31 protein-coding genes are annotated in these 26,920 nt (G+C 39.0%); 22 read left to right on the top strand and 9 right to left on the bottom strand.

Features of this window, described 5'->3' with window-relative positions; all coding sequences use genetic code 11:
- Positions 1-17: 17 nt before the first annotated feature.
- Entirely contained in the window at positions 18-2,051 is a 2,034-nt protein-coding gene (locus NST66_RS13505) for a Na+/H+ antiporter (protein WP_028412925.1), read from the top strand.
- Positions 2,052-2,098: 47 nt separating this feature from the next.
- On the opposite strand, the gene NST66_RS13500 is transcribed toward NST66_RS13505, so the two are convergent.
- Positions 2,099-2,635 carry a histidine phosphatase family protein gene (locus tag NST66_RS13500; RefSeq protein ID WP_033579359.1) on the bottom strand — a complete coding sequence of 179 codons (537 nt, stop codon included), beginning with the start codon at positions 2,633-2,635 and terminating at the stop codon, positions 2,099-2,101.
- Positions 2,636-2,898: 263 nt separating this feature from the next.
- Here NST66_RS13500 and NST66_RS13495 point away from each other — a divergent pair, with 263 nt between their 5' ends.
- Positions 2,899-3,780, top strand: a complete 882-nt coding sequence (locus NST66_RS13495) for a M23 family metallopeptidase (protein ID WP_049165173.1) — start codon at positions 2,899-2,901, stop codon at positions 3,778-3,780.
- A gap of 134 nt (positions 3,781-3,914) precedes the next feature.
- The gene (locus NST66_RS13490) at positions 3,915-4,046 is read left to right on the top strand and encodes a hypothetical protein (RefSeq protein ID WP_255219796.1); all 132 of its coding nucleotides are present in this window, start codon (positions 3,915-3,917) and stop codon (positions 4,044-4,046) included.
- Between the two features lie 70 nt (positions 4,047-4,116).
- Here the strand turns inward: NST66_RS13490 and NST66_RS13485 are convergent, their stop codons facing one another.
- Positions 4,117-4,575 carry a hypothetical protein gene (locus NST66_RS13485; RefSeq protein WP_340843422.1) on the bottom strand — a complete coding sequence of 153 codons (459 nt, stop codon included), beginning with the start codon at positions 4,573-4,575 and terminating at the stop codon, positions 4,117-4,119.
- 211 nt (positions 4,576-4,786) lie between these two features.
- Between NST66_RS13485 and NST66_RS13480 the strand changes: the two genes are divergently transcribed.
- From NST66_RS13480 to NST66_RS13465, 4 genes are all read left to right on the top strand, one after another.
- Entirely contained in the window at positions 4,787-5,419 is a 633-nt protein-coding gene (locus tag NST66_RS13480) for a GntR family transcriptional regulator (protein ID WP_228307259.1), read from the top strand.
- Positions 5,420-5,500: 81 nt separating this feature from the next.
- Positions 5,501-6,532, top strand: a complete 1,032-nt coding sequence (locus tag NST66_RS13475; RefSeq protein ID WP_033579355.1) for a zinc-dependent alcohol dehydrogenase — start codon at positions 5,501-5,503, stop codon at positions 6,530-6,532.
- Positions 6,529-7,290: an SDR family oxidoreductase gene (locus NST66_RS13470; RefSeq protein ID WP_340843421.1), complete on the top strand. Its 762-nt coding sequence runs from the start codon at positions 6,529-6,531 to the stop codon at positions 7,288-7,290. The genes NST66_RS13475 and NST66_RS13470 overlap by 4 nt, the downstream gene beginning before the upstream one ends.
- Positions 7,291-7,352: 62 nt before the next feature.
- Positions 7,353-7,712 (top strand): hypothetical protein, encoded by a 360-nt coding sequence (locus tag NST66_RS13465; RefSeq protein ID WP_033579353.1) that lies wholly within the window; start codon positions 7,353-7,355, stop codon positions 7,710-7,712.
- Between the two features lie 43 nt (positions 7,713-7,755).
- Here NST66_RS13465 and NST66_RS13460 read toward each other — a convergent pair whose 3' ends face one another.
- A complete protein-coding gene (locus NST66_RS13460) occupies positions 7,756-7,986 on the bottom strand; it encodes a hypothetical protein (protein WP_033579352.1) in 231 nt (76 codons plus the stop codon).
- Between the two features lie 253 nt (positions 7,987-8,239).
- On the opposite strand from NST66_RS13460, the gene NST66_RS13455 reads away from it, so the two are divergent.
- Positions 8,240-8,752, top strand: a complete 513-nt coding sequence (locus NST66_RS13455; RefSeq protein WP_257042463.1) for a topology modulation protein — start codon at positions 8,240-8,242, stop codon at positions 8,750-8,752.
- Positions 8,753-8,829: 77 nt separating this feature from the next.
- Here NST66_RS13455 and NST66_RS13450 read toward each other — a convergent pair whose 3' ends face one another.
- Positions 8,830-9,501 (bottom strand): VOC family protein, encoded by a 672-nt coding sequence (locus tag NST66_RS13450; protein WP_033579350.1) that lies wholly within the window; start codon positions 9,499-9,501, stop codon positions 8,830-8,832.
- A gap of 43 nt (positions 9,502-9,544) precedes the next feature.
- Positions 9,545-9,949 (bottom strand): hypothetical protein, encoded by a 405-nt coding sequence (locus NST66_RS13445; protein WP_028412934.1) that lies wholly within the window; start codon positions 9,947-9,949, stop codon positions 9,545-9,547.
- A gap of 128 nt (positions 9,950-10,077) precedes the next feature.
- Between NST66_RS13445 and NST66_RS13440 the strand changes: the two genes are divergently transcribed.
- Positions 10,078-11,310 carry an MFS transporter gene (locus NST66_RS13440; RefSeq protein ID WP_033579349.1) on the top strand — a complete coding sequence of 411 codons (1,233 nt, stop codon included), beginning with the start codon at positions 10,078-10,080 and terminating at the stop codon, positions 11,308-11,310.
- A complete protein-coding gene (locus NST66_RS13435) occupies positions 11,307-11,759 on the top strand; it encodes a GNAT family N-acetyltransferase (RefSeq protein ID WP_033579348.1) in 453 nt (150 codons plus the stop codon). The genes NST66_RS13440 and NST66_RS13435 overlap by 4 nt, the downstream gene beginning before the upstream one ends.
- Before the next feature lie 129 nt (positions 11,760-11,888).
- On the opposite strand, the gene NST66_RS13430 is transcribed toward NST66_RS13435, so the two are convergent.
- Entirely contained in the window at positions 11,889-12,800 is a 912-nt protein-coding gene (locus NST66_RS13430) for a DMT family transporter (protein WP_033579347.1), read from the bottom strand.
- Between the two features lie 167 nt (positions 12,801-12,967).
- Positions 12,968-13,114 carry a hypothetical protein gene (locus NST66_RS13425; protein ID WP_196246099.1) on the bottom strand — a complete coding sequence of 49 codons (147 nt, stop codon included), beginning with the start codon at positions 13,112-13,114 and terminating at the stop codon, positions 12,968-12,970.
- 218 nt (positions 13,115-13,332) lie between these two features.
- On the opposite strand from NST66_RS13425, the gene NST66_RS13420 reads away from it, so the two are divergent.
- Together NST66_RS13420 and NST66_RS13415 are read left to right on the top strand one after the other, a co-directional pair.
- Positions 13,333-14,223 (top strand): LysR family transcriptional regulator, encoded by an 891-nt coding sequence (locus NST66_RS13420; protein WP_028412938.1) that lies wholly within the window; start codon positions 13,333-13,335, stop codon positions 14,221-14,223.
- Positions 14,224-14,308: 85 nt separating this feature from the next.
- Positions 14,309-15,481 (top strand): iron-containing alcohol dehydrogenase, encoded by a 1,173-nt coding sequence (locus NST66_RS13415; RefSeq protein ID WP_033579346.1) that lies wholly within the window; start codon positions 14,309-14,311, stop codon positions 15,479-15,481.
- A 36-nt stretch (positions 15,482-15,517) separates the two neighbouring features.
- On the opposite strand, the gene NST66_RS13410 is transcribed toward NST66_RS13415, so the two are convergent.
- Positions 15,518-15,850: a hypothetical protein gene (locus NST66_RS13410; RefSeq protein WP_033579345.1), complete on the bottom strand. Its 333-nt coding sequence runs from the start codon at positions 15,848-15,850 to the stop codon at positions 15,518-15,520.
- A 265-nt stretch (positions 15,851-16,115) separates the two neighbouring features.
- On the opposite strand from NST66_RS13410, the gene NST66_RS13405 reads away from it, so the two are divergent.
- From NST66_RS13405 to NST66_RS13375, 7 genes are all read left to right on the top strand, one after another.
- Positions 16,116-17,087 carry an EAL domain-containing protein gene (locus NST66_RS13405; protein WP_310877629.1) on the top strand — a complete coding sequence of 324 codons (972 nt, stop codon included), beginning with the start codon at positions 16,116-16,118 and terminating at the stop codon, positions 17,085-17,087.
- A 172-nt stretch (positions 17,088-17,259) separates the two neighbouring features.
- Positions 17,260-18,504, top strand: a complete 1,245-nt coding sequence (locus NST66_RS13400; protein ID WP_033579343.1) for a YeeE/YedE family protein — start codon at positions 17,260-17,262, stop codon at positions 18,502-18,504.
- Positions 18,505-18,817: 313 nt separating this feature from the next.
- Positions 18,818-19,924: a CapA family protein gene (locus NST66_RS13395; RefSeq protein ID WP_014459640.1), complete on the top strand. Its 1,107-nt coding sequence runs from the start codon at positions 18,818-18,820 to the stop codon at positions 19,922-19,924.
- Positions 19,925-20,016: 92 nt separating this feature from the next.
- Entirely contained in the window at positions 20,017-20,202 is a 186-nt protein-coding gene (locus NST66_RS13390) for a DUF4083 family protein (protein ID WP_013057499.1), read from the top strand.
- Between the two features lie 100 nt (positions 20,203-20,302).
- Positions 20,303-20,536, top strand: coding sequence for a hypothetical protein (locus NST66_RS13385; RefSeq protein ID WP_028412944.1), 234 nt, complete (start codon positions 20,303-20,305; stop codon positions 20,534-20,536).
- 104 nt (positions 20,537-20,640) lie between these two features.
- Complete coding sequence (locus tag NST66_RS13380) at positions 20,641-21,126, top strand: GNAT family N-acetyltransferase (protein WP_028412945.1); 486 nt, start codon at positions 20,641-20,643, stop codon at positions 21,124-21,126.
- A 127-nt stretch (positions 21,127-21,253) separates the two neighbouring features.
- Positions 21,254-22,585: a TIGR00366 family protein gene (locus tag NST66_RS13375; protein WP_014459643.1), complete on the top strand. Its 1,332-nt coding sequence runs from the start codon at positions 21,254-21,256 to the stop codon at positions 22,583-22,585.
- A gap of 56 nt (positions 22,586-22,641) precedes the next feature.
- Here the strand turns inward: NST66_RS13375 and NST66_RS13370 are convergent, their stop codons facing one another.
- Complete coding sequence (locus NST66_RS13370) at positions 22,642-23,481, bottom strand: SDR family oxidoreductase (RefSeq protein ID WP_098999492.1); 840 nt, start codon at positions 23,479-23,481, stop codon at positions 22,642-22,644.
- 230 nt (positions 23,482-23,711) lie between these two features.
- Between NST66_RS13370 and NST66_RS13365 the strand changes: the two genes are divergently transcribed.
- The 3 genes from NST66_RS13365 to NST66_RS13355 all read left to right on the top strand — a co-directional run bounded on the left by NST66_RS13365 (position 23,712) and on the right by NST66_RS13355 (position 26,855).
- Positions 23,712-24,674 (top strand): carbohydrate ABC transporter permease, encoded by a 963-nt coding sequence (locus NST66_RS13365; RefSeq protein WP_340843420.1) that lies wholly within the window; start codon positions 23,712-23,714, stop codon positions 24,672-24,674.
- On the top strand, positions 24,674-25,501 hold the full coding sequence (locus NST66_RS13360; protein ID WP_013057493.1) for a carbohydrate ABC transporter permease: 828 nt from the start codon (positions 24,674-24,676) through the stop codon (positions 25,499-25,501). Before NST66_RS13365 ends, NST66_RS13360 begins: the two co-directional genes overlap by 1 nt.
- A gap of 70 nt (positions 25,502-25,571) precedes the next feature.
- Positions 25,572-26,855, top strand: coding sequence for an ABC transporter substrate-binding protein (locus NST66_RS13355; RefSeq protein WP_310883897.1), 1,284 nt, complete (start codon positions 25,572-25,574; stop codon positions 26,853-26,855).
- Positions 26,856-26,920 lie beyond the last annotated feature (65 nt).

The following is a 26,920-nucleotide window of genomic DNA, read 5'->3' as shown; positions in this document are numbered from 1 at the left end:
AGGAGTCGATTGTTTTTATGGAATTTTTTCTAACGATATTAGTCTTATTGGCTTTGATTGGTCTATCTAATATCATTAATCATTTTGTGCCATTTATTCCTGTTCCGTTAGTTCAAATAGCTTTGGGAGCAGGGCTTGCTATCTTGCCATTTGGCGGAGATGTCCATTTGGAACCTGAATTATTTTTTATTTTATTTATTGCCCCGCTATTATTCAATGATGGGAAAAACGTGTCAAGAGCTGCTCTTTGGAAGCTTCGTACACCTATTTTATTACTAGCGCTGGGACTGGTTTTTGTAACGGTGGCAGTAGGGGGATATCTAATTAATTGGCTTATCCCTTCCATTCCGTTACCGGCGGCATTTGCACTAGCCGCTATTTTGTCCCCAACAGATGTAGTGGCAGTTGGAGCTATGGCGAGCCGAGTAAAGCTGCCTAAGCGAATTATGCATTTGCTTGAAGGGGAAGGACTGATGAATGATGCCTCTGGTCTTGTAGCGTTTCAAGTAGCAGTAGCTGCTACCGTAACGGGCGTTTTTTCAATCGTAGATGCTACATTTCAGTTCCTTTGGGTAGCGCTGGGCGGTTTGTTTGTAGGAGCATTTATCGCTTTTCTGATTATCAGACTGCGTGTACTTGTTCGACGTTTAGGAATGGAAGATATTACGATTCATATGTTAATACAAATTCTAACTCCATTTGTTGTCTTCTACATTGCTGAACACTTTCATCTATCGGGAATCTTGGCAGTTGTAGCAGGCGGCATTGTGCATGCGATTGAGCGCGACCGAGAGGAATCACCTAACCAGCAGCTTAAAGTGGTATCAAAAAGTACTTGGACGGTTATTTTATATTTGTTAAATGGCTTGGTTTTTGTGCTGCTTGGTCTGCAAATACCAAAAGTGGCGAAAGCAATTATTCAAGATCCAAACTTTAATAATGGACAAGTGCTTCTTTATATTTTGATTATTACTGTCTTTTTGCTCGTACTACGATTTATTTGGGTGATGGTATCATGGTCAGTAGGCTGGTATTACAAAAATAACAAGCATCTAAAACCTGAGCCTCGGTCTATTGGTATTATTACGGTTTCAGGTGTACGAGGAGCTGTTACGTTAGCTGGAGCGTTTTCGATTCCTTATACGCTTGATAACGGCAGTGATTTCCCGGAACGCTCTCTGATTATTTTTCTAGCAGCAGGCGTTATATTGTTAACCTTAGTTGCGGCAAGCATTCTTTTACCTGTTATTGCGAAAACAGAAAAGGCGCCGAAGAAGCCTGAGCGCAATACAAAAGAGGTTAAAGCACGCATTAAAGTGCACAAAGCTGCTATTCAGCGGTTAAAAAGAGAAATGACCGAGGAAAATCGTGGAGCAGCGCTTTCGTTAATTTCAACGTATAATACAACGATTAATAACATCATCGTTAAAACGCATCCTTTAGAAGCCTCTGAAAACAAACAGTATGAAGAAGAAATTCGATTGCTGGCTCTTCAGGCCAAGGGGAAATTGGTGGAAAAGCTATTAAAAGAGGAAAAAATAGACCGTGAGACAGCGTATATTTGTTTGGAACATACGCACAAGCTTGAAATGGCTGTAACCAATCGTGTAAGGTACAAATTATTGGTGAGCTGGATGAGGTTTAAAAAAGTTTTATTATTACTAGTCCGAATTTTTTCACCGAATAAGCAGGCTTTAAGAAAACAAAGCCTGCGCAGAAGAAGTAAAGTGAACAAAGTACGTATTCAAATGATTGAAGAAGCGATAAAGGTCATTAAAGAAAATATGAACGAAGAAAATCGAATGATTTCACTTGCTATCATTAGTGAATACCATAGATCCATGGCAAGACTTAGAAAAGAGAGTACGGAGTATAATTCAGGTAAACGTAAAAAAGCAACGAGAGATTTATGTTATAAAGCGTTTCATACCGAGCGGGAAACGGTGCAAGAACTTTATGAAAAAGGAGAAATCACACGTGAAATCGCTCATAATATTCGAAAAGATATCGCTTTGCGTGAAGCATTAACAATTGAAGAAAATGGTTATTAAAAAGTCGCAGAGAGTAGTCTCTGCGACTTTTTCTAGTAAGTTTCATTCTATTGCTTTTCAAAAAGATAAAGCTTTCCGTTAACAGCAATATCAAACCGAGGCCCTTTAAAGCCGCGTTTTATAAGTTCTTTACGCATAAATTTCATAATGCCTCCGTGGCTGACAATCAGCAAATCGTCTTCTGACTCGGAAATAGCGCGATCTAGCACTGCTGCTACTTTTCTCTTAGTCTCAGCCATATCTGTACGAGCTTGTTTGTTGATGAGTCCGGACATGCGAAACAGTAATGCCCAGAGGATAAAAGGAAGTTTAAATTTTACTGGAATAATAGGCATGGGTATTTCTCTAAGTTCCGGAAGAAGAGTGATCTCTTGTTTATAAATATGCTTTGCCGTTTTGTGTGCTCGCGGCATATCGCTTGAAAAACAGCGTTTCCATTCAATATTATTTAAATCAGTCTCTCCATACGTAATATCTGATTCATCATATTCCTGAAACCAAGCCACTAGTTCATCGGTGGATAAGCGGTGGTTTTCTGGAAGCCCTTTGTTTACTTTGTAATGACGTACTAATGCTACTTTCATTGTGAAATCTCCTTAAAATTTAAGCGCCAAAAATACTTACTTGGCGCAGCTTGATTTTCTTATTTAACGTTATTTTCATCATGCTGCACCTCCTTTCAAATATTTGTAAAATAAGTATAAAATGGATTGAGAAAATTGTAAATAAGGTATAGGAGAAGATTTTGAGATAGAATAATTGGAAAATGAAACCTTTTTATAAGATAAAACGTATTACTTATAGATAATTCAAACAAATTGAAATACATATAAAAGGGTGGATTACAATGATGGATACAGAGAGAAAAGTGAATATCAGAGAAGAGTTTGGAACTTTATTTGCAGAAGGGGATTTTAAGAAGCTTTATGATTGTGTAAGCGAAGAATTTAAACGTCAAGTTTCCCTTCAGCAATTTTTGGAGCAGAGCAAATTGTTTAATCAAGGAGAACAGTTGTACAGACTAGAAACAAATCTTTATTTAACCCCTCAAATTGAGCAGTTTATTTGGATAAATTCTACGCAGAGAAAAGCCATCAGCGTTATGTTTGATGAACATAATATTATACAAGCACTTGTGCTTGCTCCTATAGAATCATTTTCAGAGAGAGAGAGATGGAGTACAAACAAATATACGATGCCGATTCAAAGTGAATGGTTTGTCTATTGGGGTGGAAAGCATGAGGTGTTGAACTATCACCATCCAGTCGAAAGCCAAAGGTATGCATATGATTTAGTCGTGCGAAAAGGAAAGCAAAGCTATAAAAATGATGGAATGAAAAACGAAGATTACTATGCTTATGGAAAAAAGGTTGTAGCTCCGCTTGAAGGAGTCGTTATCGCAGCAGCTGATGGCCAAGAAGATAATGAAATTGGACACACCAATAAAAAAAATCCTTTAGGAAATCACGTTATCATTGAACATGAAGGGAAAGAATACAGTGTGCTTGCACATTTGAAGCAAGGGTCGGTTTCTGTGAAAAAAGGAGACGTGGTTCGTAAAGGAACGCTGCTCGGAAGGTGTGGAAATTCCGGGAATTCATCCGAACCTCACATTCATTTTCACGTCATGGATGCCTCTGACATCGAAACGTCAAAAAGTTTGCGAATTCAGTTTCATGCAGCTGTTGAACCGATTCGCGGAGATACGGTTATTCCATTTTTCTATTGATTAAAAAGAGACTAGGACAAAAGTATTTTAGCCCAAGTGAAAAACGAACCATTGATCAACATGTTTGATGAGTGGTTCGTTCTTTTGGTTATGGTGAATATAGCTTCATGGGTTTCGTTCCTTCTAGCAGTTGATTGAAGGGCAAGGCGAAGACTCCTGCGGGAAAAGCGGGACAGAAGACCCCGCAGGAGCGCAAGCGACGAGGAGGCTCAGCGGCCGCCCGCGGAAAGCGAAGCCTTGCACGGAAATCAACTGCGGTGTCATAAGCGGTTCAGCTCATGTATCTCATTTATTCGTCTTTAGGTGGGCTTCATTTCGTTATGTCCCAGCCTCTTTTTATGCATGATTTTCTTCAAATATAAAGTCAAGAAGCCGCTGAAACAAGTAAAGGATAATGGCTACGGTAGTTATGACAAGGAAAAGTCCAAAATGACTAATTTCATACAGATTATAAAGCCCAATTTTAGCGAGAAAAGGAACTATAACATAACCATGAATCAAATCCAAAATAATGTTAACCATTATGTACAAGATAAACCCGGGATACGTAAGGTAAAAGACAAAGATCGTAATCACAATATGAAGGCAATAAATCGTTGCTCCCATGCTAGTAAGAAAAAATACGTTTTCTTGAACCGTCCACCAGTGCATTTTTTCCGCTACTTGATAGGCGATTGTCATCATTAATGCAGCAAACAACCCTACAGTAAAAAATCGTTTAACCCGCTGTTTATCAAGCAGCAGCAGTAAAAACCATGGAATAACAAGAATTCCCCATAATATAATTTGATTCATCCATCTTCCCACCTTTTATTTATCAGTAGTTCTTAGTGTAAGAAAGAATTGTAAAAATATACATTTCGCAAAGAAAACGTTTACAGTCAGATTTCTTATCTATATACTAAATCTTGAATACTTGTATACAAGTTGGTTAAGGGAGTGATGACACATTAAAAAGGTAACCTACCCGGAAAGATGGCTTCGCGGAGCCTCGCTGGGAGAACAAGTGGTAAGCAAATTAAGAATTCAAATTATGAGCGGCGAGCTGAAAAAAGGAACCATACTATCAGAAAATCAGCTCTCGGCAGAGTTTGGAATGAGTCGATCTCCTATCAGAGAAGCTCTGCGGATCCTTTCAAACGAAGGGCTCATTGATTTACAGCGAATGGGAGCAGTTGTTATTGGTTTAACAACTAGGGATTTAAACGAGCTGTACGATGTTCGTCTGCTTTTAGAACACTTTGTCTTAGAACGTTTATCTGAAGTCAACCATGATTCGCTTATTAAAAAGCTGGAGCAAAGCATTGATCAAATGAAGATGGCAGCTAAATACGATGACTATGTAGAGTTTGCTTATCAAGATTTGCGGTTTCATGAGCTCGTGATTATCGAAGCAGACCACAAGCGGATATTAAAATTGTGGGAAAGCATCCGTGAAATTATTTTAGCTGCTCTTTTAATTACGACTGAAAAAAGATTTCGAGATGATAAAGCAGCTGTGCTCCCACTGATTAAGCAGCATCATGAAATGATTAAGGCATTAAAGTCTCAAAATACAGAACGCATTCAAGATGAAGTGAAACGTCACTTTGAAGACACGCGAAATACGATAACAGCTTCACTTTTGAATGAAGCATAAAAAAAGGGATAAAATATTCGAAATATTTTTGAGTATTTTTCTCTTCAACTTGTCGACAAGTATACAAAGGGGGATGGAGAAATGAAAGCAGGTGTCTACGTTTCAGAAACAAAAGCCGTTATGCAGCAAAAAGCGAAACCGGTTATAAAAAAAGGAGAAGCGCTTGTAAAGGTATCTCATGCTGGAATTTGCGGAACGGATATGATGATTTATTTTGGAAAACACCCTAGAGCACAGGCGCCACTCACTATGGGACATGAGTTCAGCGGAGTGATAGAGGAGATCCGAGGAGAAACGGAATTTTCTTTAGGTGACCGCGTAGCAGTTGAGCCTACGCTTAGCTGCGGAACGTGCGAAGCCTGTGTAAAAGGACAGTTTCACGTTTGTAAAAAGTTAAAACTAATCGGCATTGATCAAGATGGAGGTTTTGCGCAGTACGTGGCTGTTCCTGTGAACCGCCTTCACCTCTTGCCAGAGAAACTGTCTAGCGAGCATGCAGCTCTTGCAGAACCTGTAGCGGTTGCCGTACATACAGTGCGACGCTCGCGTTTGAAAGTAGGAGACCAAGCTGTCATTTTAGGGGCAGGACCTATTGGACTGCTGATCGGGATGATTGCGAAACGAGCAGGAGCAAAAAAAGTAATGATCTCAGATATTAGTTCTTATCGCTTAACTAAAGCGAAAGAACTTGGCTTTATACCAATTGATGCAGCGAAAAGAGACGTAGTAAAAGAAGTGCGTTTGCTTACGAATGAAGTCGGTGCAGACGTTGTATTTGAAGTAGCCGGAAATCAAATTACAGCAAAACAAATGGTTGAAACAAGCCGTATTCAAGGAGAGGTTGTGGTGGTGAGCGTATACAAAAGCGCTCCAGAAGTAGATTTAGCAGCAATGCACTTTAAGGAAATTTCATTAACTACAACGAGATGTTATACAAGGGAAGATTTTCAGACGGCTATTGATTTACTTGCAAACGGTGAAATAGCAGCAGATTCTTTAATTTCTCATAAACTGCAGCTTGAAGATATTCAAGCGGGGTTTGAGTTTATGCAGCGGCCTGATGAATCACTTAAGGTTTTATTTGCACCAAACGGAGAGGAGAATGAACAATGACAGTAGATTTGTTTTCTTTAGATGGTAAAGTAGCAGCAATTACAGGAGCAACAAGAGGAATTGGAAGATCAATGGCGATTGCTTTGGCAGAAGCAGGTTCGGATATCGCTCTTTTGCAGCGTTCAAAGGAGTTTCTTGGAGTAAAAGAAGAAATCGAACGGCTCGAAAGAAAATGTTTTATTGTTAATTGTGATCTAGAAAATGCTTCTCAAGTAAGCGAAGCGATCTCATCGGTTGTTGCTTATTTTGGCAAGCTCGATATTTTAGTGAACAACGCGGGCATTCAAAGACGTTCACCCGCTGTAGACTTTGCAGAAGAAGATTGGGACGCTGTTATGAACGTTAATTTAAAAACCGTATGGTTGTTATGTCAGCAGGCGGGCCGCCAAATGCTTAAACAAGGAAGCGGAAAAATCATTAATATGGCATCTTTGCTTTCTTACCAAGGAGGTATTACCGTTCCAGCTTATGCCGCAGCAAAAGGCGGAGTTGCTCAGCTTACAAAGGCTTTATCTAATGAATGGGCAGCAAAAGGCGTAAATGTTAATGGAATTGTACCAGGATACATTGCCACTGATATGAATGAAGCACTTATTAACGATGAAACGCGCAGCAGACAAATCATTGAACGTATTCCCGCAGGCAGATGGGGACAGGCAGATGATTTTAAAGGAGCAATTGTCTTTTTAGCATCTGATGCGTCTGCTTATATTCACGGACACTTGCTTGCCGTAGACGGAGGATGGCTAGGAAGATAACGCATGAACCAATAAATTTTTTCATATCATGAACAAACTCGATTAAAAGGAGCGTTCATGGTATGAAAGTGTGGATATTGAATGTTGGTATTGCTGTCACAGTGCTGACAACTGCTTGGGCGGTGTATACAAAGCCTGAAGAGAAAGAGGTTTCGCTAGTTTCTTACGATCAGCTCTCCATAGCTGTCCCAAAAGAAAGCACCGACTTTGAAAAAGAGTTAAAATCAGCTTTGACGCAGCATGGTTTTCAAGAAGTTAGGGTGCTGAATGACTATGCGGAAGCTCAAGTTCTGGTTCTTCTGCCGGCTGAACAACTTTTTTCCTATAAGAAGAAGGACATTCAGCAAGTCGTAAATCAACTTACCAAGCAGTATAACGTTAATCCTGATGTAGTTCAGATTCAGTTATATGAAAAAAAGTAAAAGCCTTTTAGAAAGGGGAATCCCTCTCTATAAAAGGCTTTTTTTACTCTTTTTTCTTCTCTTGTTGAGCGAGCTCTTCTTGTCTTTTAAAATGTGATTTTCCTAACGCATACACAAAACTAAAAAACAAAGGAAGTAAAATAGTCAGCAGCACAAGGCGAGTAAGCATATCGCTCAAGTCATTTCTCGTTAAGTAAATATTAATAGCTGCGATGACAATATAAATAAAAATCCCGAGGTTTCGTAAAAATCTCTTTAGCATAGATGCATTCATTTTTTTCACCTTACTTTTATATACTCACATTTAAGGTAAAGGAAACGATTAATAAAAGCAACCTATTTACTACAAAGCAAGAAGGAATACAGAAATTTATGATGAATGTTTATATGTTATCTGAAAATTATGCGAATAAAACTGCTAACATGAAGCTGCTTTATACAGCAGTCTGCTTTTAGTACACCGAGTCAGTATAAACAGTTGCCTTCTCTTCAATTAGCTTTAGTTTTTAAAAAGGTAAGGTGATGAAATGAAAAGAGTGCTGGTAATGGGCGTTTCTCCAGGAGTAGGAAAGTCCACATTTGCCAAGAAATTAGGGAAAAAGCTTGATCTAGAAGTACATCATCTAGACAGCCTGTATTGGCAGCCGGGCTGGGCGGAAAGAGACAATGATAGTTTTAGAGAATTGCAGGAGCACATTGTAAAAAAAGACAGCTGGATTATCGATGGGAACTACAGCAATTCGTATGATATTCGAGTGAAGCGTGCAGATACCATCATTTATTTAGAGCTGCCGCTAATCGTTTGTGTGTACCGAGTGATAAAGAGGAGGATTGTATATGCAAGAAAAACGCGTGAAGATATGGCAAAAGGATGCCCTGAGAAAGTAGATTGGTCATTTTTTACATTTATTCTTACGACGTATCGAGAACGGCAAAAAAAGATGAGAAACCGGTTTAAAAAGCTTAAAAATGATGAGGATTGCAAGGTTTTTATGCTGATGAACAGAAAGGACATCGAGAACTATATACAAAACCTATAGGTGGAGTAGAGCTGAATTTTGAACAAAAACAGCCACGTAACAAGTTCGCTTGTTACATGGCTTTATTGAAAAAACAATCATTCTTGCGTAATCTTCAGCATTCCTTTTTTATCTAACGCAACTGCTAGAGAATGATTAACCTTCACCGTTAATGGATGAACTTCAGAGTCTCGGTCCGAAAAAAACCACCGTCTTTTAGGCGCCCCTACAAGAAAAAACGCACTGTCGCTTCCTAAAAAGTTAAAGTTCTCGTTTAATGGCCTGTTGTTGCGCACGGTGATACCCGAGTTAATAAGCTGTGTCCCTACAGAGCGGACATGAGGCGTTGTCAAGTTGATTTCTCCTATGCTTAAAAGCGACTTAGAAGAAAAGGGGTCGTTGGATGGCGGGCAGTCTGAATGTCTTGAAATGTATTCAACAATATTATGAGCAGGATCTTCAAAATAAAACGAATGAGCATCAAATGCTTCAAAATAAATCTCATCTTTCTTCTCTTCTGTATTGAGGAAGACTCTTTGAGTAGCCCATTGTTTCGCTTCCATAAAGCGGTTTGCTGGAACATTAAAAGCAAAATGGTAAAAGGGCTTTGTATGTAGAGCACTTTCTTTAAAAGTGAGCTCACTTTCACCAACTTTAATGGAAAAAGAACGCGGTGAAGCGGCAGTTAATGGGAAATTGAGGGAATTTGCATAAAAAGCCTTCATTTCGTCCAGTAGATGAGTGTACAGGACAGCTTGATTAATCATCATAAACCATTCCTCCTCGTTTAAACGTTGTCTAAATCACATGGCATTAAACAGATGTTTCATTATCATCCCTTTGAACGCTGCTTTTCCAGTGAAGCTGAAAAGATCCTTTATGCTCAGAGCCTATAAAGTTAATACGATATCTTCTCGTTCTTTCGGGTGTTAGATAAAGAGAGTTATTAGTCATCTCAAAGAAACGTGTACGTCTTGGATCTTCTACATATAGAGAAAGGTCTCCACTTTTAGTGTTTTTAGATAGCCTGAAAACGTAGGTTACGCCTTTTTTGAGTTTAATGCTCCGAGAGTAGCGGCCTGTAAAGCTGTCATATTCTCCAAAGAAAACCTCACTTCGCTCTTTTTTTATTCTCCCACCTACAATTTGATTTTCCTGGCCGTTAAAGTTAATAAGTAAAAAAGCAATAAGAACAATAAGAAAACTATATTTAAACATAAAAACCTCCATCTACTAAATTATAGATAGTTTTGGATTTCGTCAAATAGTGTTATAGTTTAAAAAGGGAAAAATTAACAAAAAATATTATCCCTTTGTATGTTACGCCTAACGGAAAGGAGAAAAAATTGACTCAGCGTTTTTATTTTTTAGCAGCAAGTCAAGTAACCACAAATTTAGGTTTTGTTCTTTATACAATGGCCCTCACTTTCTATATAAATCAAAACACCGGTTCAACAGCTCTTGCATCAATGATTACGATGACGAGCTTACTTGCTCGCCTCCTTAGTGGTCTTAGCGTACCTTTACTAGCCGATACATATAAATCTATTCATATTATGCGGGCTGTACAGGTTATGCAAATAGGAATGCTCGCTGGATTGTATATGCTACTCACACAAAAATTTACAGTCACAGTACTAGCGATGTGTTTTGTCATTGTTGGGATCATTTCTTTTTTTAACGGTTTTTTTACTATTTTTAAAACGTCGGTTGTTCGCAGCTTAGTAAGTGATAGTCAAAGAATGCAGGCGAATAGTTTGCTTTCAACAATTGACCAAACCTTTCTATTTGCAGGGTGGTCCCTTGGTGGTTTCGTTTTGTCTTTAACAGGATTCACTTATTCTTTATGTATAACGGCAGGTCTTTTATTGTTCTCGTTTGTTTGTTTGCTGTTTATAAAAGAAGCTCATAGATACAAGCAGCCAGAAAAGCGAAGCGTGGCAAAGCTAATGGAAGGATGGCGCTTTTTATGGGTACGTAAACGCATCAGAGCACTCGTTATAATGGACATAACTGAATCACTCGTTGGAACCATTTGGATTGGGGCTATTACTCTTTCTTTTGTGAAAGAAGTGCTTGGAAAAGGAGAAGTATGGTGGGGATATATAAACGGTGCGTATTATTTTGGAAGCATAGTCGGAGGAATTATTGTGTACCGAATGTCTTCTATGGTAAAAGGAAGGCTTTTGCTTCTTATGTTCGCGGGCTCAATTGGTTATGCTGTTTTAACCGGTTTTTACGGCTTAGTAACGAACCCGTATTTAGCTTTAGCACTTTTGGTAATGATGGGTCCTGCCTATCAGCTTCGAGACGCAGCGCAGGAAACCATTTATCAAAATGCCTGCAGCAGTGGGGTTCTTTCTAAAGTAATAGCGGCAAAATCAACTCTTGTACAGGGTGCGTTTATTCTTTCTATCGCGTTTGTAGGTACAGTAGCGGACTTCTTTGGGGTGAGGATTGTATATCTATTTGCAAGCTTCCTATTGCTGGTAACGTCTCTCATAGGTATTGCAGTATTAGTTCATAACAAGCAGTCTGTGGAAACAACATCACCTGTTGAACGGGGAGAGAATATATGAAGATCATCACGCTAACGTATCTTATGGAGCATGATATAAAAGAGCTGTTAATAGAAAGCCAGGAGGAAGGCTTTTTCTTTCTTACCAAGCTAATAGCGGAGTATAAAAACGGGCAAAACGTATTTAACAGAACAGGAGAAAGGCTGTGGGGAGTTTACGGTGAACAAAATAAATTAATTGGCGTAGCCGGCCTTAATCAAGATCTTTACAGTCAGTATACTAACGTTGGAAGAGTAAGAAGGTTTTATGTTTCAGCTCGGTTTCGCAGAAAGGGTATAGGTAAGCGACTTTTAAAAGAAATCATTCATTATGCAGAGAACTATTATAACACTCTCGTCTTATATACAGATACGGACGAAGCGAAGTTATTTTATGAACGAAACGGCTTTAAACGCATACACAATCAGCATAAAATTACTCATGAATATAAACTAAAAAATGTTCATTAATCAAACTAACGGATGTTTCATTCAATTAGGGCATTAAAATAATATACGAATAACGCTCAGAAAAAATCTGAGCGCTATTCGTTACCATGCATCAACGCATCAACGCATCAACCGAACCCGTTACTCTTTTTAGTTTGCTTTTTTAAGTTTGAGAGCTGTTTTAGGAGCAGGGCTTTTTTTAACAATATACAAACCGCTAAAAATAATAAGTCCTCCAAGCAGCTGCATGGAATTGATGGTTTCTCCAATGGCTACAGCAGCAAAGACAACGGCGAACAAAGGAATAACATACATGTAAACCATTACTTTTGTAGATCCAATTTTTCCAATTCCTACATACCACATTACCAGCCCGTACACCGTCACGAACAAAACAGAGTATGCCAAAGAGCTCCAGCTGCCTATATCTGTTGGCCAGATAAGCGTTTGATAGGTGAAAAGACAGTAGACAGTAAGAGGAATAGCTCCGATCAAAGCAGACCAGGCAGTTACGCGCAAAGCAGAATATTTTACGACTAAAGGTTTTGCTAAAATTGGATACCAGCCCCACGCAACGGCCGCTACAATCCCCATGATATTTCCGAACCATGCAAGCTGCGACAGCGCATGACTAGAGTGACCAAACAGCAGTACAAACGCAGCACCGAAAAAAGCAAGTACAGAGCCTAGCTGTGTTTTTAACGAAAAAGCTTCATGCTTATATAAGATAGCTAAGATTCCTGTGAAAATAGGAGACATCGAAATAAGTAAAGAAGCATTTGTAGCTGTCGTATATTTAACAGATACCATAAACAGCGTTTGATAGAGTGTAACGCCTACTATGCTTACGGCTATTAAACGTCCCCAGTCTTTCTTTTCGATCCGAATGCCTCGCTCTACTATTCCTGTAATAAGTAAAAGAATAGGAGCAACCATTATAAAACGCAGCGCGCTAAATTGGATAGAAGACATATGAGCAACTCCAAATTTTCCGATTGTATAATTGGCTCCCCAAATTAACGCAACGGATAATAATATCCATTCCAGCCAGCCTTTTTTCATGTCATCACCTCGGGTAAATATATAAATTAAATAAGTGCGGATATCCTTAGTTACAAAGTATACAGGAAGAAATTATGTAAAAGGCCAGCCAATTCAGGTATTTTTATCTCATCCACTTGTTTATAATACAAACAAAAACGCAGCTGCAATGGCTGCGTTCATGACTGTTATCCACATTGTTCTGTCTCATCTAATCGCACAAGTTCGACTTTAAAAGCATGATCAATCGGTCGAATTTCACAGTATCCTGAATCATATACGTGAATCAGTACAAAGCGTTTTCCTTTATATAGCACTTCTTTGTAGGCTGTCACGAGATACACCCTTTCTTTTCATAAGTTTGTTTTTCATTCTATGAACAAAAAACGACGTAATCGCCTAATATAAAAAGAATTTTTAAGGTTGATAAAATTGCTTGGCAAAACAAGTTCGCTTATACTGTACTGTGATTCTATTTACGTATAGGTTCTGATTAAGAACAGCTTTAGCATATGGATAACGAAACAAAACAGTAGTACATAAGGAGCAGCACATGGATATTAACTATTTATATACATTTAAAGAAGTAGCGAAGTGGGGGAGCTATACACGAACGGGCGAGGAATTAGGGTATGCTCAGTCAAGCGTTACCACTCATATAAAAAAATTAGAAGATCATTACGGTCAAAAACTATTTGAACGAACAGGACAAAAAATGAAGCTGACTCAGCCTGGTGAAGAATTGCTTTATTATGTGAATCAAGTAACCGAGTTATTAAATGAAGCAAAAGAGCGCCTTACTACGAATGAAGATGCTAGAGGAACAGTTTCAATAGGAACCGTGGAGTCGCTGGCCGCTTATTTTATTACACCGTATATTCGTGAATTAAAAAAGCAGCACCCTTCTCTAAAGATTATGCTAGAAGCGGGTTTATGTCCAAATTTAACACAAGGGATTATTGACGGAAAGTATGACGTAGCCGTTTTGCTTGATCGCCTTCAAACCTCTTCAAGTTTAGAAGTGATTCCTATTCGAAAAGAAAACATGGTTATGATTGCTTCGCCTTCGCATTTTTTTAGTGAAAAAAACAACGTTGTAATGGAAGAGTTTGAAGGTGAAACCATCATTTTAACCGAGAGTGGCTGCCCTTATCGTACGCTTTTAGAAGAGATGATGCGCAGCAGGGGTATTCATATGCAATCGGTGATTTCATTTAGCAGTCTTGAAGCAATTAAACAGTGCGTAGCGGATAATTTAGGTATTGCTCTTGTGCCAGAAATAGCGGTAAAACAAGAGATTGAAAATGGAAAACTGATTAAAATCCCGTTTGACCATGAAGAATTTTATCTTTATTCACAGCTCATATTCAAAAAGAAAAAATGGCTGACAGCACCCATTCAACACTTGATTTCACTTGTACAAGAAGGTTATCAAAAATATTGATAATAGATATAGAGAATCTTCAATAATGATGAAGCTGCTTTCGTGATACACTTTTTACAAGAAAAGAAAACTAGAGGTGTAGAACATGAATATATTTTTGCAGCACAATCCTACCAAATTATACTTTGGAAAAAATCAAATTACGAAGCTATCGCAAGAGCTTGCTTCTTATCATAAACAAGTAAACGTTCTGTTAGTATACGGAGGAGGAAGCATCAAACAAAATGGCGTATACGACGAAGTGAAAGCTGAACTTCAGTCTATTAACGCAGTTGTTCACGAGCTGTCTGGTGTAGAACCGAACCCTCGTTTGACTACGGTAGCTAAAGGCGTTGACATATGTAAAAAAGAAAACATTGATTTTCTCTTAGCCGTTGGGGGAGGAAGCGTGATCGATTGTACAAAAGCTATCGCAGCTGGAGCCGTGTATGAAGGGAATACATGGGACTTAATTACACGCAAAGTAGAGATTACAGGTGCTCTTCCTTTTGGAACGGTCTTAACACTTGCGGCAACAGGATCTGAAATGAATTCAACTTCTGTTATTACAAATTGGGAAACAAAAGAAAAGCTAGGTTGGACGTCTTCTCATGTATTTCCCGTTTTTTCTATCTTAGATCCGGCGTACACGTTTTCAGTGCCGCGCGACCAAACAGTCTATGGAATTGTTGACAGTATGTCGCATGCGCTTGAACACTATTTTCATCGTACAGAAAATACGCCGATGATCGACGGCTTTATTGAATCATTGCTAAGAACAGCTGTACAAGAAGGTCCTAAGCTTCTTACAAACCTGACTTCTTATCAGTATCGCGAAACAATGATGTATATCAGCACGACGGCGTTTAACGGAAGCTTAGCAAACGGAACGGACGGGGGAGACTGGGCTACTCATCGTATTGAACATGCTCTGTCGGCCGTGTATGATATTCCCCACGGAGGCGGCCTTGCTATCTTGTTCCCTAATTGGCTGGAGCATGTGCTAAAAGAAGATCCTTCTCGTGTAAAACAACTGGCTGTAAACATATTTGGCATCAACCCAGAAGGAAAAAGCGATGAAGAAACAGCAATGGAAGGTGCAAAAGCGCTTCGCACTTTCTGGAATGACTTAGGAGCCCCGAACAGCTTGCGTGACTATGATATTGATGACTCTGAATTTGATGCGATTGTTGAAAAGACCTTTGTAAAACCAGGTGTTGGTACTTATAAAGAGCTTGATTATGCAAGCGTTCGAGATATTCTAGAAAGATCCAAATAAAAAGACGAGCTGCCTGCTCGTCTTTTTTATATGTACTTAATAATCCATTAGAAAATAAAGAAAGAGAAAAAAGCACAGCAAGATGCAGCCTGCTCCTACCGTTATTTCGGAAAAACCTTGAATAAACGTATTTTTGGGAATGCCTCCTTCATTTTGTAGCTGAAATACGCGTTTTCTTTTGCGCTCATGAACGATTACCAACGAACCAAAAGCAACCGATAATAATGTAAAGAGCGGCACCACAATTAAAAACAGCTTAATAGAATACGCCCAGTACGATATATAGAGCGTATAATACATTGCTCCAGTACTTAAGGCAAAGAGTAGTAAAGAAAATAAAAACCACTTCGTAAAACGGTTTTTGCTCATGTATGGTTCACTTCCTTTTATCAAGTGCGTCTTATGATGTAGACAATAAAACACGTCTATCATTTTACCAAAACTTTTTGGTACATTCTATTTTAGCGGAAAAATAGGGTTTGCAATTTTCTTAAAAGTGGTATAGTTCCTAAGAACTATCCGTGTATACATACAGAAAACTGATGATAAATGAGGGAGAAGATGAGCTATGGGGTGCGACGCGTGTCTGCCAATTAGGACAGGATATACGGTTTCTTTTCAGCAACCAAGGGATGTGAAGAAATTGGAGAAATACTTTAAAGATATTTCTCAAAACCAATGGAAGACTCTTGGAGAAGATATGATCTGGATGAGGGAAGATATCTTTTGGAGTTTTATGGATTATGTTCATCAGCATCTAGACCCTCGGCATGTGTGGGCTGTAAAAGCCAAGCAGCGGAGCCCGTTTGAAAACCTGCGGCGTATGGAGCCAATCACCGCTTTCCAAAAAATGAAAGATGCCTTGTGGATTGATGAGCTGATTGAAGACAAGCGAATTTGCTCGTATTATCAGCCGATTGTATCGGTTGATCATGAACGCGTGCATATCGTTGGCCACGAAATTTTATCAAGAGGATTAGAAGAAGACGGAAGTATTATACCTCCTTTTAAAATGTTTGAAGCTGCTCAAATAAGAAATAAAACCTTCGCTCTTGACCGAGCCTGCCGCTTAGAAGCTGTAAAAAATGCTAGTATTATTGATCATCAGCTGATTTTTATTAACTTTATTCCTACAGCAATATATAACCCTGAGCATTGCTTAGCATCTACATTTACATTAATTAAAGAATTGAATATAAAGCCCGAGCAAATAGTGTTTGAAGTGATTGAAACGGAGGATGTTCAAGATATTGAGCATTTGAAAAACATTTTGAATTATTATCGCTCCCACGGATTTAAATATGCGCTAGATGACGTAGGAGTTGGATATAATACGCTGAATCGGCTTTTAGAAGTGGAGCCTGACGTCGTGAAATTGGCATTTGAATTCACAAACGGAGTCAGTAAGAATGAGAAACAGAAAAAAGTGGCTCAAGATATGTTAGCTATCACCCATAGAATGGGGGCGCAGGCTCTTGCAGAAGGTGTAGAAACAGAAGAAGATTTAAAATGCCTGATAGAGATGGGTTATGATTTGTTTCAAGGGTATTATTTTGCAAAGCCTAATCCTAAACCTTTAAAAGAGATTCATTCTATTTACGTTTAGCAGCCAAAAGCAGAAGAACAGAAACTTCTGCTTTTTGTATGAACGAAAGTAAGAATACTCAAAAAATAAACAATTCACTTTCATTTTGCTAAATAGTTTACAGAGAAAGGGAAGTGCTATAAGATGATAAATATTAATTCTTAGTATTTCTATCAGAAAAGGAGTGGATGATTTGGCACAAACGTTGCACTCATCATATAAATCAAAGCCAACTACTGTTGTAACAGAATTAAGCCCTATGCAAAAGCCGTTATTTGCAGGAGGGGTTATAGCAGCGGTTATTTTACTTCTAGCGATTGTGCTAACGACTGATTGGACGCAAGGTGTGTTATTTATTATCGGTCTAGCACTAGGAATGACGCTTCTGTACGCACGTTTTGGCTTTACATCAGCATTTCGCCGACTCGTATCTGTCGGCAACGTTCAAGGCTTGCAAGCGCATATGCTTATGCTAGCGATTGCGTCAACGCTGTTTGCTATTATTTTAAGTACAGGCTTTAGCTTTACAGGGGTAACGCCAAAAGGATATGTTTCACCTGTAGGAGTCAGCGTGATAGTTGGTTCGTTTATGTTTGGAATTGGCATGCAGCTAGGAAATGGATGTGCCTCAGGAACGCTGTATTCGTTAGGCGGTGGCTCTTCTTCCATGATTTTAACGCTTTTAGCCTTTATTGTAGGCTCTATGTTCGGGGCGTATCATTTGCCATTTTGGCAAAAACAACCTTCGCTTCCTCCTATTTCATTAGCTGAATCGACAGGCCTTGGTTATTTTGGTGCTTGGATTGTACAGCTTATCGCGTTTGCAGCGATTTACTGGATTACGATTCAAATTGCCAAAAAGAAAAATCCGCCTATGATGAAGCAGCTTCCTACGACAAAAGGGTGGAAAAAGATCATTCGCGGCTCTTGGCCTCTATTCACTGCAGCGATTGTGCTGGCTGTATTAAATGCATTAACGCTGGCTGTAAGAGGAAATCCTTGGGGTATTACTTCTGCTTTTGCTTTATGGGGCGGAAAAGCAATGATGGCAGCTGGAATAGATGTATCAAGCTGGGGATTTTTCCAAGGTGCAAATGGAGAAGCGCTAACGCAAAGTGTGCTAGCAGACTCTACCAGCGTATTGAATTTTGGGATCATACTAGGCGCTTTCATTTCAGCGACGGCGCAAGGAACGTTCAAACCAGGAAAGATTAAACCTGGCGTTGCAGGAGCAGCTGTTGTGGGAGGCCTTTTAATGGGATATGGTGCGCGTCTTGCCTTTGGCTGTAACATTGGCGCTTACTTTGGCGGCATTGCTTCATTTAGTCTTCATGGATGGGTATGGATGGTTATGGCAATGCTTGGCACAGGCTTAGCACTATTTATCCGCCCGTTATTTGGACTCAAAAATCCTAAATCTAATGATTCGATTTGTTAAGTTTAAATAAAACCTTCTTTGCATGAGCAAAGGAGGTTTTTATTTTAGGTGACGTTTGGAATCGCTCTGCTATTTTGTGAATCACTTGAAGTTTAGTACAGCTCATCAGTTTTATCCGCAGCGTTTGCGCTACTTTTCTCTTAGCCAAATCCTCTTGTTCTAACCCAAAAAGAATATAAAAACTTCCTTTATTTATAAAAATTTCACTTATTTTGCCGATAAAACAGGAGAATTGTATGTATTTGGCGAAATAAGCAGTAAACACCAAGTCCAGACACAGTTATTAAAACGTAAAAAGGGGTTTTAACGTTACATGAACAAGTATTTAAAAAAAGCTGTTATTTATGGAAGTTTGTGTTTTTTATTGGGAGCGTGCGGAGGAGCAGGAGAACAAACCTCTTCTGAGCCGCAGAAAAAAGAAGAAACAGTAAAGTCTAAAGAAGAAGCGAGTAAAAAAGAGAAAAAAGACGCAATCAATACAACCATTAAAGTTAGCGCAGCAGGAGATTTTACCTTAGGAAACGATGAAAGCTTTGGGTACGATTCTACTTTTAACGACGTAGCAGCAAGAAATGGCCTGCCGTATTTTACGCAAAATGTAAAATCGATCTTTGAGCAAGATGACTTAACAACGGTTAATTTAGAAACAACGCTGACAACTGCGACGGAAAAAGCAAGTAAAACATTTCGTTTTAAAGGTGATCCTTCGTTTGTAAATATTTTAAAACAAGGAAGTATTGAAACCGTTAACTTGGCTAATAATCATACGCATGATTATTTACAGCAAGGATATGATGATACACGAGAAAACTTAAAGAAAAGCGGAATAGGCTATTTTGGCTATGAAGATACATATATTACAACGGTAAAGGGAGTCAAAGTAGGATTGCTTGGATATCCGGGCTGGGATGACACAAAAGAAGTAAGAAGTCAGATTAAAGACGGAATTAAGTCTTTAAAAGAAAAAGGCGCTAAAATTATTATTGTGCATTTCCACTGGGGATCTGAACGACACTATGTTCCTGATACAGCGCAGCAGGCACTGGCGAAGTATACAATTGATAACGGAGCAGATTTGATTTTAGGTCATCACCCTCACGTTGTTCAAGGAATTGAAGAATACAAAAATAAATTTATTGTCTATAGCTTAGGAAACTTTATGTTTGGCGGAAACAAAAATCCAAGTGATAAGGATACATTTGTATTTCAGCAGACGTTTACGATTAAAGATGGAAAGCTAACGACTAATAAAGACATCAATGTGATTCCATTCCGCATTTCTTCCACAACGGCGCGAAACGACTACCGACCTACGCCTTTAACAGGAGCAGAAAAGGACCGGGTAAAAAATAAACTGATTGATGTTTCCAATCAAATCAAACAGGAAAAGTGGACGGTCTACGATGAAGATAGTAAATGAAGCTCTCAGCACTGAGAGCTTTTTTTATAAAATAAAGCGATATACATCCAAATAAATAATATAATGTAAAAAAACAGATTAAAGGTGGAACTATGGTTAATATAGGTGATATTATTTTTCAAATTCTTATGCTGCTGATCCTGATAGGAATAGCAGGAGTAATAATTGCATTTATTATAGGCTTAAAAAGGTTGATTCAAAAGCAGGGGGCAAATGAAAAAAGGCTTCAGAGAATGGAACAAAAATTAGATGATATGCTGAAAAATAAAGAGTCATGACTATACAGAAGCACTGTTAACACATCAGTGCTTCTGAACTTGACATTTTATAAAAAAGCAGTAAGATATGTATAAATCGTTTATATAGGGAGGAAGTTACATGGCAAAGTCAAAAGCAAAAAAAATGCGTGATAAAATGACGCGTGAAGGAAAACGAAATCCAGAATTAAACCGCAGCCTGTTTATATTTGCAGACATGGAAACGCGTAAAACCAAAACAAAGAAGGAAAAACTTCAGCATCAGCACACAAAACATAAAAAACGATTATCAGACGGAGCGTACAGTACCGGAGATGATCGTTTTTTTATTGCGCTTCATACATCTACAAAATGAAAAAAGAGCTTTTTGACTATCCATCTTCACTTTGCCTCAAACATTTTTACTGTAAACTTTCACAAAAAACCCTTATGATAGGAAAAGAAGGAGATGAACTAAGAATGCTTACGATTGAAAAAGTACCTAAAAGCCAAGCGGGCGTTTTGCAAAATTTGTATTCTCTTTATCTCCATGATTTATCTGCGTATACACCTTCTTTAGATATTCGCGAAGATGGAGCTTTTCATTTTGAAGAGCTGCCCTTGTTTTGGAAAGTAGAAGGCCTCTCGCCATACTTTATTAAAGTAGATGATAAGCTGACGGGCTTTTTTTTACTTCTTGAACAGCCCGCACTTCAGCAAGAAGCAGATTACTGCATCAATGATTTTTTTATCTTAAACAAATACCGAAAGCAGGGTATCGCTTCTGAAACGGTAAAAGACATTTTCTCTCATCGAAAAGGAACGTATATGATTATTGAGCTTGCAGGCAATAAGCGGGCTATTTCATTTTGGAAACATATTTATGAAAGCTTACATATTTCCTTTCAAGAAAAGAAAATTGAACTTGACGGAGAGCCAACTCTTATTCAAACGTTTAGTGTGTAAAACCTTTCTGGAAAACAGAAGGGTTTTTTATTTAAACTAAATATTAACAATTTTCAACAAATTATGTATAATTAAAGATGCTTGTCGACATTTATTCACAGGAGTATTCCTGTAAAGGAGGAGTAAAATGAAAGCGTTATCTAATTTCTTCACGGCGCTTGTTCAGCGCTTTTTACCTGATCCGTTTGTATTTGCTTTAATCCTGACGCTGATTTTATTTGTATCAGGTATTGTTTTTACTCCTCACGGGCCGATTGAGATGGTTCAGTTTTGGGGAAGCGGCTTTTGGAACCTTCTTGCATTTGCGATGCAAATGAGCTTAGTGCTTGTCACAGGGCATGCGCTTGCTAGCTCGCCGCTTGTAAAGAAGTGGCTTGTAAACATAGCACTGTTAGCCAAAACTCCGGCGCAAGGGGTTATTCTGGTCACGCTAGGCGCAGCCATGGCTTGTATGATTAACTGGGGGTTTGGCTTAATTGTAGGTGCGCTGTTTGCGAAAGAAGTAGCGAAACGCGTGCCGGGATCTGATTATCGGTTTTTAATTGCCTGTGCTTACATAGGGTTTTTAACATGGCACGGAGGCTTGTCAGGTTCGATTCCTCTTGTCGCTGCTACACCTGGAAACCCAATGGAAAAAACGGCTGGACTTATTCCACTCTCAGACACAATTTTTACAGGCTACAACTTATTTATTACCCTCGGATTATTAATTGTCCTTCCTATTATGACAAGACTGATGATGCCGACGGGAAAAGAAGTGGTAGAAATCGATCCAAGACTATTGGCAGAAGATGAAATGGCGCCGGCTACAGTTGTTGAGACAACTTCTTCTAAGCCAACATTTGCTGTACGCATGGAGAACAGCAGGTTTTTAAGTCTAACAATTGCACTTCTTGGGTATTCATATTTAATTTATTATTTTGCTACAAACGGTTTTAAAATGGATATCAACACAGTGAATTTATTGTTTTTTACGACGGGTATTTTACTTCACCGCACGCCTTTATCCTATATGAATGCCGTTTCCAATGCTGCGAAAGGAACCGCTGGGATTGTGATTCAGTTTCCATTCTACGCAGGTATTCAAGGCATGATGGAGCTATCAGGCTTAGGCGGGAAGCTAACGAACGCATTTATCTCGATTTCAAATGAAACGACATTTCCGTTTCTTGCGTTTTTAAGTTCTGGCGTTGTGAACTTTTTTGTTCCGTCAGGAGGAGGACACTGGGTTGTACAAGGACCTTTTATTATGCCGGCAGCTGAACAGCTCGGCGTAGATCCGGGAGTCGCTGCGATGGCCATTGCTTACGGAGAAGCATGGATGAATATGGCGCAGCCGTTTTGGGCACTACCTGCACTAGCTATCGCAGGGCTCGGAGCACGCGATATAATGGGCTACTGCGTGACGACCTTAATTGTATCAGGCTTTATTTTTGCTATAGGACTAACGTTTTTTTAATACGAAAAGCTGACCTTTTTCATTACTTTTTTCTTTCCCAAGCGTATCTATCTACTTTATAAACCAACTTCGCGCGCACTCCAGTCCCAAAATTCTTCTGCAAGCCGCTCATTTTTTGCTCTTGAAGAAGGAGGAGTCACGCGTTTTTTATAAAAATAAGCGCCGCTAATATGCGTCACTTCAGGACTGTCAGCTAAATAAATAGCTGTTTCGGCACCTTGAAGAGGTGTTAAAAAGAAAGGGCGAAGCACGGCGTGAATGCTTTTTCCAAAACCTGTTTGACGATTAACGCCGATAGCGGTAGAAACGGCTCCGGGGTGAAGGCAATTTACGGTTACAGAGGTGTCTTTTAACTTTTTACTTAAATGAACCGTAAATAAGTTATTTGCTAATTTAGACTGAGAGTATCCTCGCCATATTCCGAATCCTGTTGTTAAGTGAGGGTTGTTGAGGTCTATTTTCCCCGCTTTATGAGCACCGGATCCAACGTTTATAATGCGTCCCTGTTGAGATTTTTTCAGCGGATCTAAAAGTAAATTAGTTAATAAAAAGTGACCCAAATGATTGACACCAAGCATCATTTCAAATCCGTCTTGTGTTGTTTCCCGCTTAATTGTCACGACGCCCGCGTTATTAATCAGCACATCAAGTACACTGTAGCGAGACGTAAAGTCTTCACTGAAAGCCCGGATACTGTCAAGAGAACCTAGGTCACAGGTCATAAGAGATATGGAATCCGATCCGCTTTGGCGTTTCGCTTCTTCTAAAGCGGCATTTCCTCTTTCTTCATTTCGGCATACCATAATGACTTCGAATCCTTTTTTAGCTAGTTCAATCGTTGTGGCCAGCCCCATTCCTGAATTGGCACCTGTAATTAGCGCTCGTTTTGCTGTCATGAGTATGTTCCTCCCAACTACATCTTTTTTCTAGTGTATAAGATAAGAAGATATGTCGTCCACTTCTAGCTTTTTCTTATATTTCTTTCATGCTTTAGAAAAGTATGTAAAATGTGCACAGGGGAGAAAATGTTGCACAAAGGTCAATATTTTACACCCTACTCGTCAATTAAAGCGGTTTCATAAATAGCGGATTTCGCTAAAATAAGACATAGGGAGGTGCTAGTAAGATGAATAGCCAAAGTAAATTACAGGAGACAGAATATGTTCCTTTAGAGCAAGAACTTAAAAGAGAACCATCAGTTAATACGAAAAAACGTAAAAATTTGAAAAATGCAGGTTTATTTGCTCTATTTGTAGGGCCCGCACTTTTAGCATTTTGTGTGATTGTACTTATACCATTTTTTACAGGGGTTTATTACTCATTTACAGACTGGAACGGAGTAAACGGCACGATTAACTGGGTGGGGCTTGATAACTTCAAGTACTTGTTCACCGAAGATAAGCAGTTTCAGCAGTCGTTTTGGATCACAACAAAATATACGGTCGTTGCGATTATCTTAACGAATGTGGTTGGGTTCGTGTTAGCAATCCTTGTTACTCAAATGTTAAAAACACGAAATATTTTACGTACGGTTTTCTTTATGCCGAATTTAATTGGCGGACTTTTACTAGGATTTGTATGGCAGTTCATTTTCGTAAAAGGATTTGCATCTATCGGACAAATCACGGGAATCTCGCTTTTTGAACTTCCTTGGTTGGGAGACGCAAAAACAGCATTTTGGGGCATCGTGATTGTAAGTGTATGGCAAGGAGCAGGTTATATCATGCTTATTTACACAGCAGCACTGCAAAACGTACCGCAAGAGCTTATTGAAGCAGCAAAAATTGACGGAGCAAGCAGATGGCAAATTCTTCGTCACATTACAATTCCAATGGTAGCGCCGGCAGTAACGGTTTGTTTATTCTTAACGATTTCATGGTCATTTAAAGTATTTGATGTCAACTTATCATTAACAAACGGTGGTCCATTCAAATCAACAGAAATGTTAGCGCTTAACATTTATACAGAAGCATTTGTGAATAACAGATACGGTCTAGGTGAAGCAAAAGCCTTAATTTTCTTCATCGTCGTAGCAGCGATTACGATTATTCAAGTAACATACACGAAGAAGAAGGAGGTTGAATCGTAATGGGAAACAAATATACGAGCAAAACCTTTATTGTTGAAATTTTAGCGGTCCTGCTTGGACTGGTGTTCTTGGTTCCCTTTTATTACGTGCTTTCAAACTCGCTGAAGTCATTTGCAGAAATTTTATCAAACACATCGGCACTGCCAACAACGATTCAGTTTCAAAACTTTGTTAATGCATTTAACCAAATGAACTACTTAAAAGTGCTTAGCAACTCGCTGATCATTACAGTCATCAGTAACGCAGTTCTAGTCATCTTCTGTTCAATGGCAGCTTACATGCTGGTTCGAACAAAGAAAAAAATCAGCAGCATTATCTTTATGGCATTCGTAGCGGCAATGGTTATTCCATTTCAATCCATCATGATTCCACTTGTAAAAGTAGCAGGAAACTTAAATCTGTTAAACAGCATTTGGGGTATTGTGATCATGTACTTAGGCTTCGGTTCAGGTATGACGATTTTCTTATACCACGGATTTATTAAAGGAATTCCAGTTGAGCTAGAAGAAGCGGCAATCATCGACGGATGCTCACGTCTAGGCGTATTCTGGAGAATTGTATTCCCGTTATTAAAGCCAATTACAGTGACTGTCGTCATCTTAAACAGCCTATGGATTTGGAATGACTTCTTACTTCCGTCTCTTGTTTTGCAAGATCCTGAGCTAAGAACGATTCCGCTTGCGACATTCTTCTTCTTTGGTCAGTATACAAAGCAGTGGGATTTAGCACTAGCAGCACTTGTAATCAGTATTATCCCGCTATTAATCTTCTTCTTTGCAATGCAAAAACACATTGTTAAAGGAATTACAAGCGGTTCAATTAAATAATAGAAGCGGCAACAGGGCTGGTTTTGAGGCTGAGGCATCAAAACCAGCAGCAAATAGGGAGGAACGGAAAATGGCATTTAAAATGAAAAAATGGCCTTTAGCAGTAGGTGTTTTATCGGCTACGCTGTTATTTTCAACCGCATGTTCAAACGAAAGCGCATCTGGTAATAAAAAAAGCGGCGGAGATCAAGTAGTAGTAGATGTATTTCAAGGAAAAGTAGAAATTGCAGATCAGCTAAAAGCTCTAACTGATCAATATACAAAAGAACATCCAAACGTGAAGTTCAATATCCAAACGGTTGGTGGAGGAGCTGACGGTGCAGCAGCTTTAAAAGCGCAGTTTGCGTCGGGCAATGCACCTGACCTTTTCACAAACGGAGGATATCAAGAGGCGAAAACGTGGAAAAATAAATTAGAAGATTTATCAGATCAGCCTTGGGTTGATGACGCATATGAAAACACACTTACACCAATGACGATGGACGGTAAAGTATATGGACAGCCAATCAGTCTTGAAGGCTATGGATTTACATATAACAAAAAACTGTTCAAAAAAGCAGGCATCAAAGAACTTCCAAAAACGTATTCAGAATTAGAAGCAGCGGCTAAAAAGCTAAAAGCAGCCGGCATTACGCCATTTTCTATCGGCTACGGAGAGTGGTGGGTGCTTGGAAACCACGGCTTAAACATTCCATTTGCCAGTCAAAAAGATCCGGATGCATTTATTAAAGGATTAAATGACGGCAGTACGAAAATCGCAGGAAACGAGCAGTTCAAACAGTATGTAAAGCTGCTTGATTTAACAGTGAAATATGGAAATAAAAATCCGTTAACGACGGACTACAACACGCAAGTAACGAAATTTGCGACCGGTGAAGCAGCGATGATTCAGCAAGGAAACTGGATTCAGCCAATGCTTGATAAAATTACGCCGAACATGGATGTAGGGATTCTACCTATGCCGCTAAGCGACGATGCAGCTGCATCTGACAAGCTTGCAATTGACGTTCCAAGTAACTGGGTTATTCACAAACAAGCACCAGCGGCAGATAAAAAAGCAGCAAAAGACTTCTTAAACTGGATGGTTACATCTAAAGAAGGTCAAAAAGCGCTAGTAGAAGACTTCAAGTACATTCCAGCCTTTAAGTCAATTGAAGCAAAAGACATCGGACCTTTAGGTGAAGAACTTCTTAAATATTCTAAGGAGCAAAAAACGCTTCCTTGGGAATGGACAAAATTCCCTGAAGGCGTAACGCAAAAATTTGGAGCAGATGTACAAGAATACATCGGCGGCCAAACATCTGAAGATGAGCTATTAAAATCATTAGATAAAAGATGGGCTGAGTTGAAGTAATGGAAAAGACAACCTTTAGGTTGTCTTTTTTTGCAATCAAAAGCCTAATACTTCTAGGTTTCTAT

Origin of the sequence: Priestia sp. FSL W8-0524 (genome assembly GCF_038005965.1) — a bacterium.
GTDB lineage: Bacteria > Bacillota > Bacilli > Bacillales > Bacillaceae_H > Priestia > Priestia zanthoxyli.
Note: the sequence above shows the minus strand (reverse complement) of the source record. Positions and strands in the feature narration are given on the sequence as shown.